This window comes from Enterobacter sp. Ap-867, assembly GCF_011752855.1.
Lineage (GTDB): Bacteria > Pseudomonadota > Gammaproteobacteria > Enterobacterales > Enterobacteriaceae > Cedecea.
Window position 1 is genome coordinate 618341 of the sequence record NZ_VWWS01000001.1, and the last position, 17939, is coordinate 636279.

The following is a 17939-nucleotide window of genomic DNA, read 5'->3' on the forward strand; positions in this document are numbered from 1 at the left end:
GCATGAATAAAAAACGTATCTTTGTTGCCGGTCACCGTGGGATGGTCGGCTCGGCCATCGTCCGCCAGCTCGGGCAGCGCGATGACGTTGAGCTGGTGCTGCGCGGGCGCGATGAGCTGAATCTGCTGGACGCTGGGGACGTTAATGCCTTCTTCGCCAGCGAGAAAATCGACCAGGTTTACCTGGCGGCGGCAAAAGTGGGCGGTATCGTCGCCAATAACACGTTCCCGGCAGAGTTTATCTACGAGAACATGATGATCGAAAGCAACATTATTCATGCCGCGCACACGCACGGCGTGAACAAACTGTTGTTCCTCGGCTCATCCTGTATTTACCCGAAGATGGCGAAGCAGCCGATGGCCGAAAGCGAGCTGCTGCAGGGCACGCTTGAAGCCACGAACGAGCCGTATGCGATTGCCAAGATTGCCGGGATCAAGCTGTGCGAGTCCTACAACCGCCAGTACGGGCGGGATTACCGCTCGGTGATGCCGACCAATCTGTACGGGCCGAACGACAACTTCCACCCTAGCAACTCTCACGTTATTCCGGCCCTGCTGCGCCGCTTCCATGAGGCCACCCAGGAGAATGCCCCGGACGTGGTGGTATGGGGCAGCGGCACGCCGATGCGTGAGTTCTTACACGTCGACGACATGGCGGCAGCCAGCATTCACGTGATGGAGCTGGATCGGGAAGTGTGGCAGGAGAATACCGACCCGATGCTGTCGCACATTAACGTCGGCACCGGCGTGGACTGCACTATCCGTGAACTGGCGCAGACGCTGGCCAAAGTGACCGGCTACCGTGGGCGCGTGGTGTTTGACGCCACCAAACCTGACGGCACGCCGCGCAAGCTGCTGGATGTATCCCGCCTGCATCGCCTCGGCTGGTATCACGAGATTTCCCTGGAGGCGGGCCTCGCCAGCACTTACCAGTGGTTCCTCGAAAACCAGCAGCGGTTCCGGGGGTAAGCATGTTTTTGAGCGCGGAAGATTTTGCCACCGTAGTGAGCGCCACGCCGCTGATCTCCATCGACCTTATCGTCGAAAACCAGGCGGGCGAATTCCTGCTGGGTTTGCGGACCAATCGCCCTGCGAAGGGCTTTTGGTTTGTGCCGGGGGGAAGGGTGCTGAAGAACGAAACGCTGGCGAATGCTTTTATTCGTCTCACCGAGGCTGAGCTGGGCAAATCGTTCACTCTGCTGGACGGGGAGTTTTACGGCGTCTGGCAGCATTTCTACGGCGATAACTTCTCCGGGAAGGATTTCTCGACCCATTACGTGGTGCTGGGTTTCCGCCTGCGGGTGGACGACAAACAGCTGAACCTGCCTGCTGAGCAGCACAAAGCGTACTGCTGGCTGACGCCGGAAGCGCTGCTCAAGCGGGAAGACGTGCACGACAACAGCCGTGCTTACTTCATCACCCAGGGCAAAGGGAAGGTACCGGGCTTATGAAAATTCTGGTCTACGGCATTAACTATTCCCCGGAGCTGACCGGCATCGGCAAGTACACCGGTGAAATGGTGGAGTGGATGACCAGCCGGGGCCATGAGGTGCGGGTGATCACCGCGCCGCCTTATTATCCGGTCTGGCGCGTGCACCCGGACTACTCGGCGTGGAAATACAAAAAAGAGCCGGGGAAAGCGACCGTCTGGCGCTGCCCGCTGTATGTGCCGAAGCAGCCTTCGACGCTGAAACGCCTGATTCACCTGGGCAGCTTCGCGCTGAGTTCATTTTTTCCGCTTCTGGCGCAACGCAACTGGAAGCCAGACCGGGTCATTGGCGTGGTGCCGACGCTGTTTTGCGTGCCGGGGATGCGCCTGCTGGCAAAACTGAGCGGGGCGCGCACGCTGCTGCACATTCAGGACTACGAGGTGGACGCGATGCTCGGCCTCGGTATGGCCGGAAAGACACTGGGAAAAATTGCTCGCCTGGCCCAGCGCTTTGAAAAAAGCGGGCTGCACAACGTTGATAACGTCTCCACCATTTCTCGCTCGATGATGAACAAGGCTACCGAGAAAGGCGTCGATCCACAGCGGGTGATTTTTTTCCCTAACTGGTCGGAAGTGGCGCGTTTCCGTGATGTTGATCCGGCGCAAATCCAGGCCGTGCGCCAGGCGCTCAACCTGCCGGAAGATAAAAAAATCATTCTTTACTCCGGCAACATCGGCGAAAAACAGGGGCTGGAAACGGTGATTGAAGTGGCGAGCCGCTTCTCTGAGAGCCCGTATCTGTTCGTGATTGTGGGCCAGGGCGGCGGTAAAGAGAGGCTCGAAAAACTGGTGCACGTTCACGGGCTGAGTAACGTGGTGTTCCACCCGCTTCAGTCTTACGACGCGCTGCCCGCGCTGCTCTGCCTGGCCGATTGTCATCTGGTTATCCAGCGCCGGGGAGCGGCGGACGCCGTCCTGCCGTCAAAACTCACCAATATCCTGGCCGTCGGCGGCAATGCGGTGATTACCGCCGAGCCTGAAACAGAGCTGGGCCAGCTTTGCGAAGCGTATCCGGGCATTGCGGTTTGCGTGATGCCTGAATCCGCCGATGCGCTGGCGGCGGGCATTGAACGCTGTCTGCAGCTGCCACAACACAACACGACGGCACGTGAATATGCCGAACGCACGCTCGAAAAAGAGAACGTGTTAAGCCAATTTATTGCTGACATTCGGGGATAAATGATGAGTCAGTCACAACTCTATCCGGTGATCATGGCGGGCGGAAACGGGAGCCGTCTCTGGCCGCTGTCCCGCGTGCTGTACCCCAAGCAGTTCCTCTGCCTGAAAGGGGAACTGACCATGCTGCAAACCACCATCAATCGCCTGAACGGGGTAGAGTGCGAAAGCCCGGTGGTGATTTGCAATGAGGAACACCGCTTTATTGTCGCCGAGCAGCTGCGCCAGCTAAGTAAACTGACCGAAAATATCGTGCTGGAACCGGCCGGGCGCAACACCGCGCCAGCCATTGCGCTGGCCGCCCTGGCCGCGCTGCGTAACCAGCCGCAGCAGGACCCGCTGATGCTGATTCTCGCCGCCGATCACGTCATCCAGAATGAAGAAGCTTTCCGCGAGGCGGTGCGCTGCGCTATGCCTTATGCGGAAGCAGGCAAGCTGGTGACCTTCGGGATCGTCCCCGACCTGCCGGAAACGGGCTACGGCTATATTCGCCGTGGCGCAGTGACGACGCCGGAAAACGGCGCCGATGCCCTGGCGTTTAGCGTCGCGCAGTTTGTCGAAAAACCCGATCTCTCCACCGCCCAGGCCTATGTCGCCTGCGGCGAATACTACTGGAACAGCGGCATGTTCCTGTTCCGCGCGGGCCGCTATCTGGAAGAGCTGGCGAAGTTCCGCCCCGACATTCTGGCCGCCTGCGAAAAAGCCATGGCGGGCGTTGACCCGGATCTGGATTTCGTTCGCGTGGATGAGCAGGCGTTCCTGGCCTGCCCGGATGAGTCTATCGACTATGCGGTAATGGAAAAAACCGCCGATGCGGTAGTGGTGCCGATGGACGCCGGCTGGAGCGATGTGGGCTCGTGGTCCTCGCTGTGGGAAATCAGCGCCAAGAGCCCGGAAGGGAACGTACATCACGGCGATGTCATCAGTCACGAAACCGAAAACAGCTACATCTATGCCGAATCCGGCCTGGTCACTACCGTGGGGGTGAAAGACCTGGTCGTGGTGCAAACCAAAGATGCGGTGCTGATTGCCGACCGTGACCACGTACAGAACGTGAAGAAAGTGGTGGAGCGCATCAAAGGTGATGGCCGCCACGAGCACCATAACCACCGGGAAGTTTACCGCCCGTGGGGGAAATACGACTCCATCGACGCCGGGGAGCGTTACCAGGTGAAGCGCATCACCGTTAAGCCTGGCGAAGGGCTCTCGCTGCAAATGCACCACCACCGCGCCGAACACTGGATTGTGGTGGCGGGCACCGCCAAAGTCACTCTGGGGGATGAGATTAAGCTGCTGGGTGAAAACGAGTCTATCTACATTCCGCTCGGCATGACCCACTGCCTGGAAAACCCCGGCAAAATTCCCCTCGACCTGATTGAGGTTCGCTCCGGTACCTATCTGGAAGAAGACGACATCGTCCGCTTCCAGGATCGCTACGGACGTATTTAATCCCTGACTAAAAAACAAGCTCCACGGGCCAAAGACCCGTGGGTTGGGTAACTGTTGCCCGAAGGAGCGAAATCATGCAGCAACTGACCTGTTTTAAAGCCTACGACATCCGCGGCCGCCTGGGCGACGAGCTAAATGAAGACATCGCCTGGCGCATCGGCCGCGCCTACGGCGAGTACCTGAAGCCAAAAACTATCGTGCTGGGCGGCGACGTGCGTCTGACCAGCGAATCGCTGAAACAGGCGCTGGCGCGTGGCCTGCAGGATGCGGGCGTGGACGTGCTGGATATCGGCCTGTCCGGCACCGAAGAGATTTACTTTGCCACCTGGCATCTGGACGTGGACGGCGGCATCGAAGTGACCGCCAGCCACAACCCGATGGACTACAACGGCATGAAGCTGGTGCGCCAGGGCGCACGCCCCATCAGCGGTGACACCGGCCTGCGGGACGTACAGCGCCTGGCGGAAGCCAACGACTTCCCGCCGGTGGATGAGGCGGCGCGCGGCAGCTATCAGAAAGTGTCGGTGGTAGACGCTTATCTCGACCATCTTTTCTCCTACATCAACGTCAGCCACATCAAGCCGCTGAAGCTGGTGGTGAACTCCGGTAACGGCGCGGCCGGCCCGATTGTGGACGCCATCGAAGCCCGCTTTAAGGCACTTAATGTCCCGCTGACGTTTGTGAAGGTGCACAACACGCCGGACGGCAATTTCCCGAACGGTATTCCTAACCCGCTGTTGCCGGAGTGCCGCGCCGATACGCGCGACGCGGTGATTGCGCACGGGGCGGATATGGGCATCGCGTTTGACGGGGACTTTGACCGCTGCTTCCTGTTCGACGAGAAAGGGCAGTTTATCGAAGGGTACTACATCGTGGGCCTGCTGGCGGCGGCGTTTCTTGAGAAACAGCCTGGGGCAAAAATCATTCACGACCCGCGGCTGTCCTGGAACACGGTCGATATCGTTGAGCGTGCGGGCGGCCAGCCGGTGATGTCGAAAACCGGGCATGCGTTTATCAAAGAGCGGATGCGTGAAGAGGATGCCATTTACGGCGGGGAGATGAGCGCCCATCACTATTTCCGCGATTTTGCCTATTGCGACAGCGGGATGATCCCGTGGCTGCTGGTGACCGAATTACTGTGCCTGAAGGGCAAAACGCTGGGCGAGCTGGTAGCGGACCGGATGGCGGCGTGGCCGGCCAGCGGTGAAATCAACAGCAAGCTGGAAGCGCCGGCAGAGGCGATTGAACGTGTACGCGCGCATTTCGGCCCGCACGCGGCAGAGATTGACCACACGGACGGCATCAGCATGGCGTTTGGCGACTGGCGCTTCAACCTGCGCAGCTCTAACACCGAGCCTGTGGTGCGCCTGAACGTGGAGTCCCGCGGAAACGAGGCGCTGATGCAGGCGCGAACGCAGGAAATTATGGCTCTGCTGAACCAATAATCTGCCGTATTGAGGTGTTTAACCCTCACCCTGACCCTCTCCCTGGAAGGGAGAGGGAATATCAAGTGCCAGCTTTTCTCTCACTCTCCAGTGGAGAAATAGTCAGGTGCCAGCTTTTCTCCCTCTCCCCCGTGGGAAGAGGGCTGGGGTGAGGGGGAAAACACCGATGCGACAACTTTCAAAGGTAAAACGATGACAAATCTAAAAAAGCGCGAGCTGCCAAAAACCAACGCATCGTTGATCTCTATGGTGCAACGTTTTTCTGACATCAGCATCATGTTTGCCGGGCTATGGATGGTTTGCAAGGCTAACGCTTTGCCTTTTCTCTATATGCATTTGCTGATGGCTTTATTAACCCTCGTTGTGTTCCAGATGATCGGTGGGATGACGGATTTTTACCGTTCATGGCGCGGGGTGAAAATGTCCAGCGAGCTATTCCTGTTGCTGCAAAACTGGACGCTGAGCGTGGTTTTCAGCGCCGGTCTGCTGGCGTTTAACAGCGATTTTGATGGCTCTTTCTGGGTTTATCTGGCCTGGTATGCCTTGGCCGGTGTGGGGATGGTTATCTGCCGGTCATGGATCCGTTTTGCCGCAGGCTGGCTGCGTAATAAAGGTTTTAATACGCGACGCGTTGCCATTGCGGGCTCTTTGCCGGTCGGACAGATGCTGGCGCAGAGCTTCAAGAATGAACCGTGGCTCGGCTTCAACGTGCTTGGCGTGTATGACGATGAGCCGCCTGCAGGTGCCCTGGTTAGCTATATTGGCAACTTCAATACGCTGGTGGCGGACGCCCGTAGCGGCCAAATTGATAAAGTCTATATTGCGATGGAAATGAGCCACGAGTCGCGCATTAAAAAGCTGGTGAGTGAGCTGGCGGATACCACCTGTTCGGTACTGCTGATCCCCGATGTTTTCACCTTTAATATCCTTAATGCCCGCACCGAAGAGGTCAACGGCGTGCCGGTTGTGCCCCTGTTTGAAACGCCTTTGAGTGGCTTTAACAGCGTACTCAAACGGCTGGAAGATATCGTGCTCTCCTCTTTTATCCTGCTGCTCATTTCCCCTGTTCTGCTTTGCATTAGCCTGGCGGTGAAGCTGACTTCGCCCGGGCCGGTTATTTTCCGCCAGACGCGCTACGGCATGGACGGCAAGCCAATCAAAGTGTGGAAATTCCGCTCTATGAAGGTGATGGAAAACGACGCGGTGGTTGTGCAGGCCACGAAAGGGGATTCGCGCATCACGCCGGTAGGCAGCTTTCTGCGCCGCACCTCCCTCGACGAACTGCCGCAGTTTATCAACGTGCTGCTGGGCGGTATGTCCATCGTCGGCCCTCGTCCCCATGCCGTGGCCCATAACGAGCAATATCGCGCGTTAATAGAAGGCTACATGCTGCGCCACAAGGTCAAACCGGGCATTACCGGCTGGGCGCAAATTAACGGCTGGCGCGGGGAAACGGATACGCTCGACAAGATGGAGAAACGCGTGGAGTTCGACCTGGAATACATTCGCGAGTGGAGCCTGTGGTTCGACATCAAGATTGTCTTCCTGACCGTTTTCAAAGGCTTTGTTCACAAAGCGGCATACTGACCGGAATCCAACATGAGCCTGAGAGAAAAAACCATCAGCGGGGCGAAGTGGTCCGCGATTGCAACGGTGATCATTATTGGTTTAGGGCTGGCGCAGATGACGATTCTGGCCAGAACTATTGATAACCACCAGTTTGGTCTGCTGACGGTGTCGCTGGTGATCATCGCCCTGGCCGATACGCTGTCTGATTTTGGTATCGCCAACTCGATTATTCAGCGCAAAGAGATAAGCCAGCTGGAGTTGACCACGCTCTACTGGCTGAATGTCGGGCTGGGCGTGCTGGTGTGCATCGCGGTGTTTTTACTGAGCGATGTGATTGCCGCCGTGCTGCATAACCCGGACCTGTCGCCGCTGATTAAAACGCTGGCCTTTGCTTTTATTGTCATCCCTCACGGGCAGCAGTTTCGCGCCCTGATGCAAAAGGAGCTGGAGTTTTCAAAAATCGGCTCGATTGAGACGGTGTCCGTGCTGGTGGGGTTCAGCGTCACCGTGACGGCGGCGATGTACTACCCGTTTGCCATCACGGCAATCATCGGTTACCTGGTTAATACCGTCGTTCGTACCTCACTGTTTGGCTTCTTTGGCCGCAAGATTTACCGCCCTGGCTTCCACTTCTCCCTGAAGTCAGTGAATTCCAACCTGAAGTTTGGCGCCTGGCTGACCGCCGACAGCGTGATCAACTACGTCAATACCAACCTTTCCACGCTGGTACTGGCGCGTATTCTCGGGGCTGGGGTCGCCGGCGGCTATAACCTGGCTTATAACGTGGCCGTCGTGCCGCCGATGAAACTCAACCCGATCATCACGCGCGTGCTGTTTCCGGCGTTTGCCAAAATTCAGGACGACACGGCGAAGCTCCGGGTGAATTTTTACAAGCTGCTGTCGATTGTGGGCATCATTAATTTTCCGGCGCTGCTGGGGCTGATGGTGGTCTCCAATAACTTCGTCCCGCTGGTGTTTGGGGAGAAGTGGCAGTTCATCACGCCCATCCTGCAGCTGTTGTGCGTTGTTGGCCTGCTGCGTTCCATCGGGAATCCCATCGGTTCGCTGCTGATGGCCAAAGCGCGCGTGGACATCAGCTTCAAATTCAACGTGTTTAAAACCTGCCTGTTTATTCCGGCGATTATTGTCGGCGGCCAGCTCGGCGGCGCACTCGGCGTGACGCTCGGTTTCCTGCTGGTTCAGGTTGTGAACACCGTGTTCAGCTATTTCATCATGATTAAACCCGTGCTGGGCTCCAGCTATCGGGAATACATCCTCAGCATCTGGCTGCCTTTTTATCTCTCACTCCCAACGCTGATTGTCAGCGCCGGGCTAGGCATCGCGCTGACCGGGCATTTGCCTCTGGCGATGTTGCTGGCGGCACAGGTCGTCGCGGGAGCGGCGGCGTTTATCGTGATGATTATTTTGTCCCGCAATGCGCTGATCGTTGAACTGAAGCGGCAGTTTTGCCGCAGCGAACGCCTGAAAGCGCTGCTCCGCGCTGGCTAAGAACAACAAAGAGGGGAAACCACATTTTCCCCTTTGTCATAAAGTTAGAGGTCGATATGAAATTACTTATTCTTGGCAACCATACTTGCGGCAACCGCGGTGATAGCGCCATTTTGCGCGGGTTGATTGACGCCATCACGACGCTTGATGACAGCATTCATGTGGATGTGATGAGCCGCTACCCGGTCAGTTCTGCCTGGCTGCTGGGGCGCCCGGTGCTGGGTGACGGGCTCTACAAGCAGATGAAGCGGTATAACAACGCCGCCGGGCTGGTCGGGCGGGTCAAAAAAGTCCTGCGCCGTAAATATCAGCACCATGTGCTGGTAGCGAAAGCAAGCAACACCGGGCGGCTGCGTAACATCGCCATCCCACAGGGGTTTATTGATTTTGTGAAATCGCTGCAGGAATACGACGCGATTATTCAGGTGGGCGGCTCTTTCTTTGTCGATCTTTATGGCGTCACGCAGTTTGAGCACGCGCTGTGCAGCTTCATGGCCCGCAAGCCGGTTTATATGGTTGGCCACAGCGTGGGCCCGTTCCAGGAGCCGCAGTTTAACCAACTGGCGAACTACGTCTTTGGGCACGCTAAATCCCTGATTCTGCGCGAAACCGTAAGTCTGGCGTTGATGAAGCAAAGTCAAATCGACACCAGCAAGGTGGAACAGGGCGTCGATACGGCGTGGCTGGTGGCGCAGCATGAAGAGGATTTTGTGCCGGGTTATGCGGTTAAGCACTGGCTGGGCGTGGTCGAGAGAAAGAGAACCGTGGCGATTACGCTCCGCGAACTGGCGCCGTTTGATAAACGCCTCGGCACCACCCAGGAAGCCTACGAGAAGGCCTTTGCCGAAGTGGTAAATCGCACGATTGAACAGGGCTATCAGGTCCTGGCGCTTTCCACCTGCACCGGCATCGACAGCTATAACAAAGACGACCGCATGGTGGCGCTCAATATCCGCCAGTACATCACCCAACCCGATGACTACCACGTCGTGATGGACGAGCTGAACGACCTGGAAATGGGCAAAATTTTTGCTGCCTGCGAGCTCACGGTGGGCACGCGTCTCCACTCGGCCATTATTTCGATGAACTTCGGCACGCCGGCTATCGCCATCAACTACGAGCACAAATCTGCGGGCATCATGCAGCAACTGGGGATGCCAGAAATGGCTATTGATATTCGCCAGTTGCTGGACGGCTCTTTGCAGGGCGTAGTGGCGAATGTTTTGGGGCAATTGCCCGCGATTAACCAACGTCTTACGGCGGCAGTGAGCGCTGAGCGTGCTAACGGCATGAACATGGTGCGCTCGGTGCTTGAGCGAGTTAAGGAGGAGAAATGAAGGTCGGTTTCTTCCTGCTGAAGTTTCCCCTGGCGTCGGAAACTTTTGTGCTGAATCAGATAACCGCTTTTATCGACATGGGCCACGAGGTTGAGATTGTTGCCCTGCAAAAGGGCGACATGACCAATACCCACGCGGCGTTTAAAAGCTATGGGCTTTCGGAAAAAACCGTCTGGCTGCTCGACGAGCCAGAAGGTAAAGCCGCGAAGCTGAAAAACCGGGCGTGGAATACGCTGCGGGGGACTTTGCGAGGCAGCACATGGCGAGCGCTTAACCGCACGCGCTATGGCGATGAAGCCCGCAATCTGATCCTGTCCTCGATTTGTGGCCGGCAGAAACAGCCGCTTGAGGCCGACGTTTTTATTGCTCACTTTGGCCCGGCGGGCGTTACGGCCGCCAAGCTGAAGGAGCTTGGCGTGCTCAACGGCAAAATTGCCACCGTGTTTCACGGGATTGATATCTCGCACCGGGATGCGCTGGCTCACTATACGCCGGAATACAGGCAGCTGTTTGAGCGCGGGGACTTAATGCTACCCATAAGCAATCTCTGGGCCAGCCGCCTGAAAAACATGGGCTGCCCGGAGAGCAAAATTGCGGTCTCAAGGATGGGCGTGGATATGGACAAGTTTTCTTTAAGACCCATGAAAACGCCGGGGGCGACGCTGGAGATTATCTCGGTGGCGCGGCTGACGGAAAAAAAAGGGTTACATTTTGCCATTGAAGCCTGTCGCCTGCTGAAAGCGCGCGGCGTGGCATTTCGCTACAACATTTTAGGCATTGGCCCCTGGGAGCGTCGTCTGAAGACGCTGATTGAGCAATTGCAGCTGGAGGACGTGGTCTTTATGCCCGGTTTTAAGCCGAGCCATGAAGTGAAGGCGATGCTGGACCAGGCCGACCTGTTCTTGCTTCCTTCGGTGACCGGCGAAGACGGGGATATGGAAGGCATCCCCGTGGCGCTGATGGAGGCGATGGCCGTTGGCATTCCGGTAGTGTCTACCGTTCATAGCGGTATTCCTGAGCTTATCGACGCCGATGAGTCGGGCTGGCTGGTGCCGGAAAAGGATGCTTTTGCGCTCGCCGATAAGCTACAGGTTGCGGCTTCTGTGCCAGAAAGTGACCTGCAGTTAATACTGGCTCGGGCAAGAGAGAAAGTCGCCGGCCAGTTCAATCAGCAGGTTATCTACCAGCAGCTTGCCCGTCAGCTTCAGACGCTATAAATCACCGAATCTTATGCTGAGGACTTATGTCGAAAAGCAATTCACTGAAGCATCTTCCTTTCTCTGCGTCTCGCCGCAAACTGCTCGCCGCAGGCTCTGCGTTAGCGGCGACATCCCTTATTCCCGGCACGGTAAACGCCATTGGCCGGGGAACACAGGTAAACATCAAAGATTTCTACCAGGCCGATTGGATCGCCGCGTTTAACAAGGCGTTTGCCGCAGCGGATGTGGTTGAAGTCCCGGCAGACGTTGTCTGTGACAGCATGAATACCGCCATTTTTATGCCGCAGGGGAAAACGCTTCATGTGGCTGGTGGGCTGAAAGGGAATGGCAAAGGGCGATTTGTACTGCAGGATAACTGCCAGATAGTCGGGGAGGGAAAAGGGCGATTTAACAACATCACGCTGGATGTGAGGGGATCCGACTGTACGATCAAGGGCATAGATATGAGCGGGTTTGTCAATGTGGCGCAGATTTACATTGGCGGGAAAGATAACCGGACTATGCGCAATCTGACTATCGACAACATCACGGTACATGATGCCAACTACGCCATCCTGCGGCAGGGGTTTCACAACCGGATGGAGAATGTGCGTATCACCAACGGCCACTTCAGCCATCTGCAAGGGGATGCCATTGAGTGGAATGTGGCGATCAACGACCACGACCTGCTGATTTCCGACCACGTTATTGACAACATTAACTGTACTAATGGAAAGATTAACTGGGGAATAGGTATTGGGCTGGCGGGCAGCACATATGACAATAATTATCCCGAAGATCAGGCGGTAAAAAACTTCGTTGTGGCCAACATTACCGGCAGCAACTGCCGGCAATTAGTTCATGTTGAGAATGGGAAGCATTTCCTTATACGTAACGTAAAGGCGCGCAATATTAATCCGAGCTTTAGCCGCACGGCAGGGATTGATAACGCAACCGTGGCAATATATGGCTGCGATAACTTTGTCATTGACGATGTGGATATGGTTAACAGCGCCGGGATGCTGATTGGTTATGGCGTCATTAAGGGAAATTACCTGTCTATTCCGCAAAACTTTAAGTTAAGCGATATTAAACTCGATAATAGCGAACTGAGTAGCCCTCTGCGCGGCATTCAGATCTCATCCGGGAACGCAACCTCCTTTGTGGCACTGAATAACATCACACTCAAGCGCGCCTCGCTTGAGTTTCATAACAAACCTCAGCACCTTTTCATGCGAAATATCAACGTAATGCAGCTTTCTACGGCAGGACCAGCCCTGAAGCTGAACTTCGACCTCCGCAAGGATGTGCGCGGCAAGTTCATGGCCAAAGACGGCACGCTGCTGTCGCTGGCGAATATTCACGCAGTAAATGAAAGGGGGCAAAGCTCGGTAGACATAGACCGGATCGATCAGCTGCACGTCAACGGTGAGAATCTTAATTTTGCGCTCTCAAAAGTAAGTAAATAATAATGCAACCCCTTTTACGACAATTCTGAGTCAACGAAGGCTGAAATAGCGGCATTGACATATTTCGTTGACACTTCTATGGCGCTAGCATGAATCATTCGTTTAATAAATTCATGCTGGCATCAGAGCACGAAAAGACTATAATCTTCCAACCATTTAGAGGTGGGACTAAGAATGACTAATTTAAAAGCAGTTATCCCGGTAGCCGGTTTGGGCATGCATATGCTGCCTGCCACTAAGGCGATTCCTAAAGAGATGCTGCCTATCGTTGATAAGCCGATGATCCAGTACATTGTCGACGAAATTGTTGCCGCTGGTATCAAAGAAATCGTGCTGGTAACCCACTCTTCCAAGAATGCTGTTGAAAACCACTTCGACACCTCATACGAGCTGGAAGCCCTGCTTGAGCAGCGCGTTAAGCGTCAGCTGCTGGCCGAAGTCCAGTCTATTTGCCCGCCAGGCGTTACCATCATGAACGTTCGTCAGGCCCAACCGCTTGGGCTGGGGCACTCTATACTTTGCGCACAGCCTATCGTGGGTAACAATCCTTTTGTTGTGGTACTGCCGGATGTTGTGCTTGATGGTGCTACTGCCGACCCGCTGCGCTATAACCTGGCTGCAATGGTGGCTCGCTTCAATGAAACGGGGCGAACTCAGGTTCTTGCTAAGCACATGCCAAATGAAGATCTGGCGGCATATTCTGTGATCACTACGAAAGAACCGCTGCAGAATGAAGGGCAGGTGAGCCGCATGGTCGAGTTTGTTGAAAAACCTGACCAGCCGCAAACGCTGGACTCCGATCTTGCAGCCGTTGGACGTTATGTGCTTTCGGCTGATATTTGGCCGTTGCTGGAAAAAACAGAACCGGGTGCATGGGGACGTATTCAGCTCACGGATGCCATCGCGGTATTGAATGAAACTCAGCCGGTTGAAGTGATGCAGATGACCGGCGAGAGCTACGACTGTGGTAAGAAAATGGGCTATATGCAGGCGTTCGTCCAGTACGGGCTGCGCAACCACAAGGAAGGCCAGAAGTTTCGAGAAAGCATTCAGAAGCTGCTAGCTAAGGCATAAGTTCTGTTTTAAGTCGCTGTCATGGAGGAGAGCGGGGTAAACGGTGGCATGGCGTTCAGTCTTAGGCAGGCTTTGAACGTTGAGCCGCCGTTTTGCTTTATAAATAAACAATGAAGTTTAAGATTTTCATAGGGTTATCATTTTTTGGTTGTTCTGTATAGACCAAAATTTTTCCTTGAGAATCGCTGTGTGAAATATAGAATCGTGGCGATTTCTGATACGCAGTACCGGAAGGTACGAGATCTCCCATGTTTGCAGTGCACTGGTAGCTGTTGAGCCAGGGGCGGTAGCGTGTTCTTATCAAAAGCTTATTCAACCATTCTCGACATTCCTCATGAGTTTGTGTCATATCATCTAATTGCCGAAGCTTATATCATATATGAATAATATTGCGTTTATTGTTACAAAATCTGAAATAGGTGGAGCTCAAAGCTGGACCAATGAGATGATGAAGTTAATTAAAAATGATGCCTCAATTCATTTGATAACATCAGAGCATGGATGGTTAACGGAGCAAGGGAACTTCGATAAAGTTTTTATTTTACCTGAATTGAAAAAACACTTTAGCTTTTTAGGTTATATTCGGTTATTGAAATATATTAGAAAAGAAAAAATATCTGTAATGATAGCAAGCTCAGCTAATGCCGGGATTTTCAGTCGGATGGCAAAGCTGTTTGTCAGATTTAAATGCATTTATGTATCTCATGGATGGTCATGTATCTATAATGGTGGGACATTAAAGTCACTCTTTATTAAGATTGAGAAGTATCTTTCTGTTTTAACTGACGCTGTTTGGTGTGTCTCAAAAAGTGACTCTGATAAGGCCAGGGATATAATTGGTATTAATGAAAATAAGATAATTAATCTAACCAACTCTGTGCCAAAAATGCAAAGCAGAATTAAACAGAGCAACGAAAAGAAAATAATCTTTGTTGGAAGACTAACGCATCCAAAACGTCCCGACCTTCTGCTGTCGGTTGTTGCGAAACACCCGGATATTAAATTAGATGTGGCGGGTGCCGGCGATCGGCTGGCTGCGTTAGCAGCAAAATACGAGAAATTTAATAACATCAAATTTTTAGGTGAGGTTAAAAACTTCAGTAATTATTCTGAGTATGATGTTTTTGCACTTATTTCAGATAGTGAAGGCCTCCCGATGTCTGCATTAGAAGCACACACCGCAGGTTTACCTTTGCTTCTAAGCGATGTTGGTGGTTGCTATGAAGTTATAAAAAAAAATGGATTATTAGTATCTAATAATGAAAAAGATATAGAAGAAAAATTACTGGAGATACTAAATAATTATGAAGTTTATCTTGTTAATGCACAGCAGGATAAAGAAAAATTTGAATTCAATAGTTATAAAGATGCATACAAGCAATTTATTTTGTCTTAGTCATAAACGTAATTAGTGTAGAGTCGAAATGAAAATTCTAATCACTGGTGGAGCGGGCTTTATTGGGTCTGCCGTTGTACGTCATATTATTAAAAACACGCAGAGTCATGTCGTTAATGTTGATAAGTTAACTTATGCTGGTAACCTTGAATCTCTAACCAGTGTCAGTGCTGATGAGCGTTATTGTTTCGAACAAGCAGATATTTGTGATAGCGCAGCAATCGAACGTATTTTTACTCAGCATCAGCCCGATGCTGTAATGCACCTGGCAGCGGAAAGTCACGTCGATCGTTCTATTACCGGCCCGGCGGCATTTGTTGAAACAAACATTATTGGGACTTATGTCCTGCTGGAAGCCGCACGTCGCTACTGGTCTAAACTGAGCGGCGAGAAAAAAGCAGCGTTCCGCTTCCATCATATTTCCACTGATGAAGTTTATGGCGATCTTCCCCATCCAGATGAAGTAGAGCAGGGCGAGACATTACCCCTGTTTACTGAAACAACAGCCTATGCGCCAAGCAGCCCATATTCTGCCTCTAAAGCCTCCAGCGACCACCTGGTCCGCGCCTGGCTGCGTACCTATGGCCTGCCAACTATCGTTACTAACTGTTCTAATAATTATGGCCCATATCATTTCCCTGAGAAATTGATCCCGCTGGTTATTCTGAATGCGCTGGAAGGTAAGCCGCTGCCGATTTACGGTAAAGGCGACCAGATTCGTGACTGGCTTTACGTCGAAGACCACGCGCGGGCGCTGTATACTGTGGTGACCCAGGGTAAGATTGGCGAAACCTACAATATTGGTGGCCACAACGAGAAGCAAAACCTTGATGTGGTAGAAACTATTTGCTGTCTGCTGGATGAAATCGTTCCAAAGGAAGGCTCCTACCGCGAGCAGATCACCTATGTGGCCGATCGCCCGGGGCACGATCGCCGTTACGCGATCGATGCCGAGAAAATTGGCCTTGAGCTGGGCTGGAAACCACAGGAAACCTTCGAAAGTGGGATCCGTAAAACGGTGGAATGGTATCTGGCAAATCAGAAATGGTGCCAGCGCGTCCAGGATGGCAGCTATCAACGTGAACGCTTAGGATTGGAATAATGAAAGGTATCATTCTGGCCGGAGGATCCGGCACTCGTTTGTATCCAATAACGATGGGCGTCTCTAAGCAACTACTCCCGATTTATGATAAGCCGATGATTTATTACCCGCTGTCAGTGTTAATGCTGGCGGGAATTCGCGACATCCTGATTATCACCACGCCGGAAGATCAAGACAGTTTCATTAGATTATTGGGTGATGGCAGCGCCTTGGGCATTAACCTGACGTATGAAGTCCAGCCTACACCGGATGGCTTAGCGCAGGCATTTATTATTGGCGAGAAGTTTATCGGCAACGATTCGGTTTGCCTTGTGCTCGGCGATAATATTTTCTTTGGACAAGGTTTTAGCCCTAAATTAAAAGCCGTGGCGCAGCGTGAAACAGGCGCAACCGTTTTTGGTTATCAGGTTATGGATCCTGAGCGCTTTGGCGTGGTCGAATTTGATGAAAACAACAAAGCTATTTCCATAGAAGAAAAACCCTCCCAGCCGAAATCTCATTGGGCGGTGACCGGGCTTTACTTCTACGATAACGCGGTCATTGAAATCGCAAAAAATGTAAAACCCTCCGAGCGGGGAGAATTAGAGATAACCGCAATAAATGATGAGTATCTCAAGCGCGGGCAATTAAATGTTGAACAGCTTGGCCGCGGTTTTGCGTGGCTTGATACTGGCACACATGACAGTCTAATTGAAGCCGGTAGCTTTGTTGAAACCGTTCAGAAGAGGCAGGGCATGATGGTTGCTTGCCCTGAAGAGATTGCCTGGCGCAATGGCTGGATGGACGATAAAGAATTAAGTGCCAGGGGAGAGCTTCTGAAAAAAAATCATTATGGCCAGTATTTATTAAAACTTTTGAAATAAGAAATCTTATGAAAATCGATTTTATTCCATTACAAATTCACGGCGATGAGCGTGGTTCTCTTGTCGCGCTCGAAGAAGCCAAAAACATACCTTTTCCAATTAAACGCGTCTATTATATGTTTGACACACTTGAAGGAATCAGACGAGGCTTCCATGCCCATAAGGAATTAACGCAGGTAGCAATACCTGTAAAAGGTTCCTGCCGATTCCTTTTAGACGATGGTAAAGAGAAGGTTAATGTTTTATTGGATAGTCCAGCTTGTGGCCTGTTAATTGAGCCAATGATATGGCATGAAATGTATGACTATTCACCAGACTGCATTCTCATGGTTTTAGCGAGTGATGTATATGATGAGTCCGATTATATACGGAATTATGAACAGTTCAAAAATACGGTGGCGTAAATGTATATTCATCCTCTCAGCGATGTGCAGAGTGAAAATATAGGTACAGGTACGCGTGTTTGGCAGTTTGTTGTTATTCTGAAAAATGCAAAAATTGGTGAAAATTGTAATATATGTGCTAATGCTCTTATAGAAAACAACGTGTCTATTGGCAATAATGTTACGGTTAAATCTGGTGTATATATTTGGGATGGGACTACAATTGAAGATAATGTCTTTATCGGTCCTTGTGTTGTATTTACAAATGATAAATTTCCTCGCTCGCAGGTTCATTTAGAAAAATACCCAGAAATACATATCAAAAAAAATGCATCAATAGGTGCTAATGCTACCATTTTGCCTGGAATCACAATCGGTGAGAATAGCATGGTCGGCGCTGGAGCAGTGGTAACAAAAGATGTGCCAGATAATGTAGTAGTGGTTGGCAATCCTGCAAAGATCATCAAAAAATTGGATTAA

Annotated in this window: 16 protein-coding genes; all 16 read left to right on the forward strand. The window is 52.5% G+C overall.

Annotated features, from left to right (window positions below; translation table 11 throughout):
* The first annotated feature begins 2 nt into the window (after window positions 1-2).
* The 16 genes from fcl to F3J26_RS02895 all read left to right on the forward strand — a co-directional run bounded on the left by fcl (window position 3) and on the right by F3J26_RS02895 (window position 17939).
* Entirely contained in the window at window positions 3-968 is a 966-nt protein-coding gene (fcl, locus tag F3J26_RS02820; protein ID WP_166991250.1) for a GDP-L-fucose synthase, read from the forward strand.
* A 2-nt stretch (window positions 969-970) separates the two neighbouring features.
* Complete coding sequence (locus F3J26_RS02825; protein ID WP_039295183.1) at window positions 971-1450, forward strand: GDP-mannose mannosyl hydrolase; 480 nt, start codon at window positions 971-973, stop codon at window positions 1448-1450.
* A complete protein-coding gene (gene wcaI, locus F3J26_RS02830; protein ID WP_166991253.1) occupies window positions 1447-2667 on the forward strand; it encodes a colanic acid biosynthesis fucosyltransferase WcaI in 1221 nt (406 codons plus the stop codon). Before F3J26_RS02825 ends, wcaI begins: the two co-directional genes overlap by 4 nt.
* A 3-nt stretch (window positions 2668-2670) precedes the next feature.
* Window positions 2671-4113, forward strand: a complete 1443-nt coding sequence (gene cpsB / locus F3J26_RS02835) for a mannose-1-phosphate guanyltransferase (protein ID WP_166991256.1) — start codon at window positions 2671-2673, stop codon at window positions 4111-4113.
* A gap of 74 nt (window positions 4114-4187) precedes the next feature.
* Entirely contained in the window at window positions 4188-5558 is a 1371-nt protein-coding gene (gene cpsG, locus F3J26_RS02840) for a phosphomannomutase CpsG (RefSeq protein WP_166991259.1), read from the forward strand.
* 192 nt (window positions 5559-5750) lie between these two features.
* Entirely contained in the window at window positions 5751-7145 is a 1395-nt protein-coding gene (gene wcaJ, locus F3J26_RS02845; RefSeq protein ID WP_166991262.1) for an undecaprenyl-phosphate glucose phosphotransferase, read from the forward strand.
* Between the two features lie 12 nt (window positions 7146-7157).
* Window positions 7158-8636, forward strand: coding sequence for an MOP flippase family protein (locus tag F3J26_RS02850; protein WP_166991265.1), 1479 nt, complete (start codon window positions 7158-7160; stop codon window positions 8634-8636).
* 56 nt (window positions 8637-8692) lie between these two features.
* Complete coding sequence (gene wcaK / locus F3J26_RS02855) at window positions 8693-9973, forward strand: colanic acid biosynthesis pyruvyl transferase WcaK (protein WP_166991268.1); 1281 nt, start codon at window positions 8693-8695, stop codon at window positions 9971-9973.
* On the forward strand, window positions 9970-11190 hold the full coding sequence (gene wcaL, locus F3J26_RS02860) for a colanic acid biosynthesis glycosyltransferase WcaL (RefSeq protein WP_166991271.1): 1221 nt from the start codon (window positions 9970-9972) through the stop codon (window positions 11188-11190). Before wcaK ends, wcaL begins: the two co-directional genes overlap by 4 nt.
* 26 nt (window positions 11191-11216) lie before the next feature.
* The gene (gene wcaM, locus F3J26_RS02865; protein ID WP_166991274.1) at window positions 11217-12641 is read left to right on the forward strand and encodes a colanic acid biosynthesis protein WcaM; all 1425 of its coding nucleotides are present in this window, start codon (window positions 11217-11219) and stop codon (window positions 12639-12641) included.
* Between the two features lie 174 nt (window positions 12642-12815).
* The gene (gene galF / locus F3J26_RS02870) at window positions 12816-13715 is read left to right on the forward strand and encodes a UTP--glucose-1-phosphate uridylyltransferase GalF (RefSeq protein WP_166991277.1); all 900 of its coding nucleotides are present in this window, start codon (window positions 12816-12818) and stop codon (window positions 13713-13715) included.
* Between the two features lie 379 nt (window positions 13716-14094).
* Complete coding sequence (locus F3J26_RS02875) at window positions 14095-15111, forward strand: glycosyltransferase (RefSeq protein ID WP_166991280.1); 1017 nt, start codon at window positions 14095-14097, stop codon at window positions 15109-15111.
* Window positions 15112-15139: 28 nt separating this feature from the next.
* Window positions 15140-16213, forward strand: coding sequence for a dTDP-glucose 4,6-dehydratase (gene rfbB, locus F3J26_RS02880; protein WP_166991283.1), 1074 nt, complete (start codon window positions 15140-15142; stop codon window positions 16211-16213).
* Window positions 16213-17076 carry a glucose-1-phosphate thymidylyltransferase RfbA gene (gene rfbA, locus F3J26_RS02885; protein WP_008455060.1) on the forward strand — a complete coding sequence of 288 codons (864 nt, stop codon included), beginning with the start codon at window positions 16213-16215 and terminating at the stop codon, window positions 17074-17076. Before rfbB ends, rfbA begins: the two co-directional genes overlap by 1 nt.
* 8 nt (window positions 17077-17084) lie before the next feature.
* Entirely contained in the window at window positions 17085-17480 is a 396-nt protein-coding gene (locus F3J26_RS02890) for a WxcM-like domain-containing protein (RefSeq protein WP_166991286.1), read from the forward strand.
* Window positions 17481-17939: an acyltransferase gene (locus F3J26_RS02895; protein ID WP_008455058.1), complete on the forward strand. Its 459-nt coding sequence runs from the start codon at window positions 17481-17483 to the stop codon at window positions 17937-17939.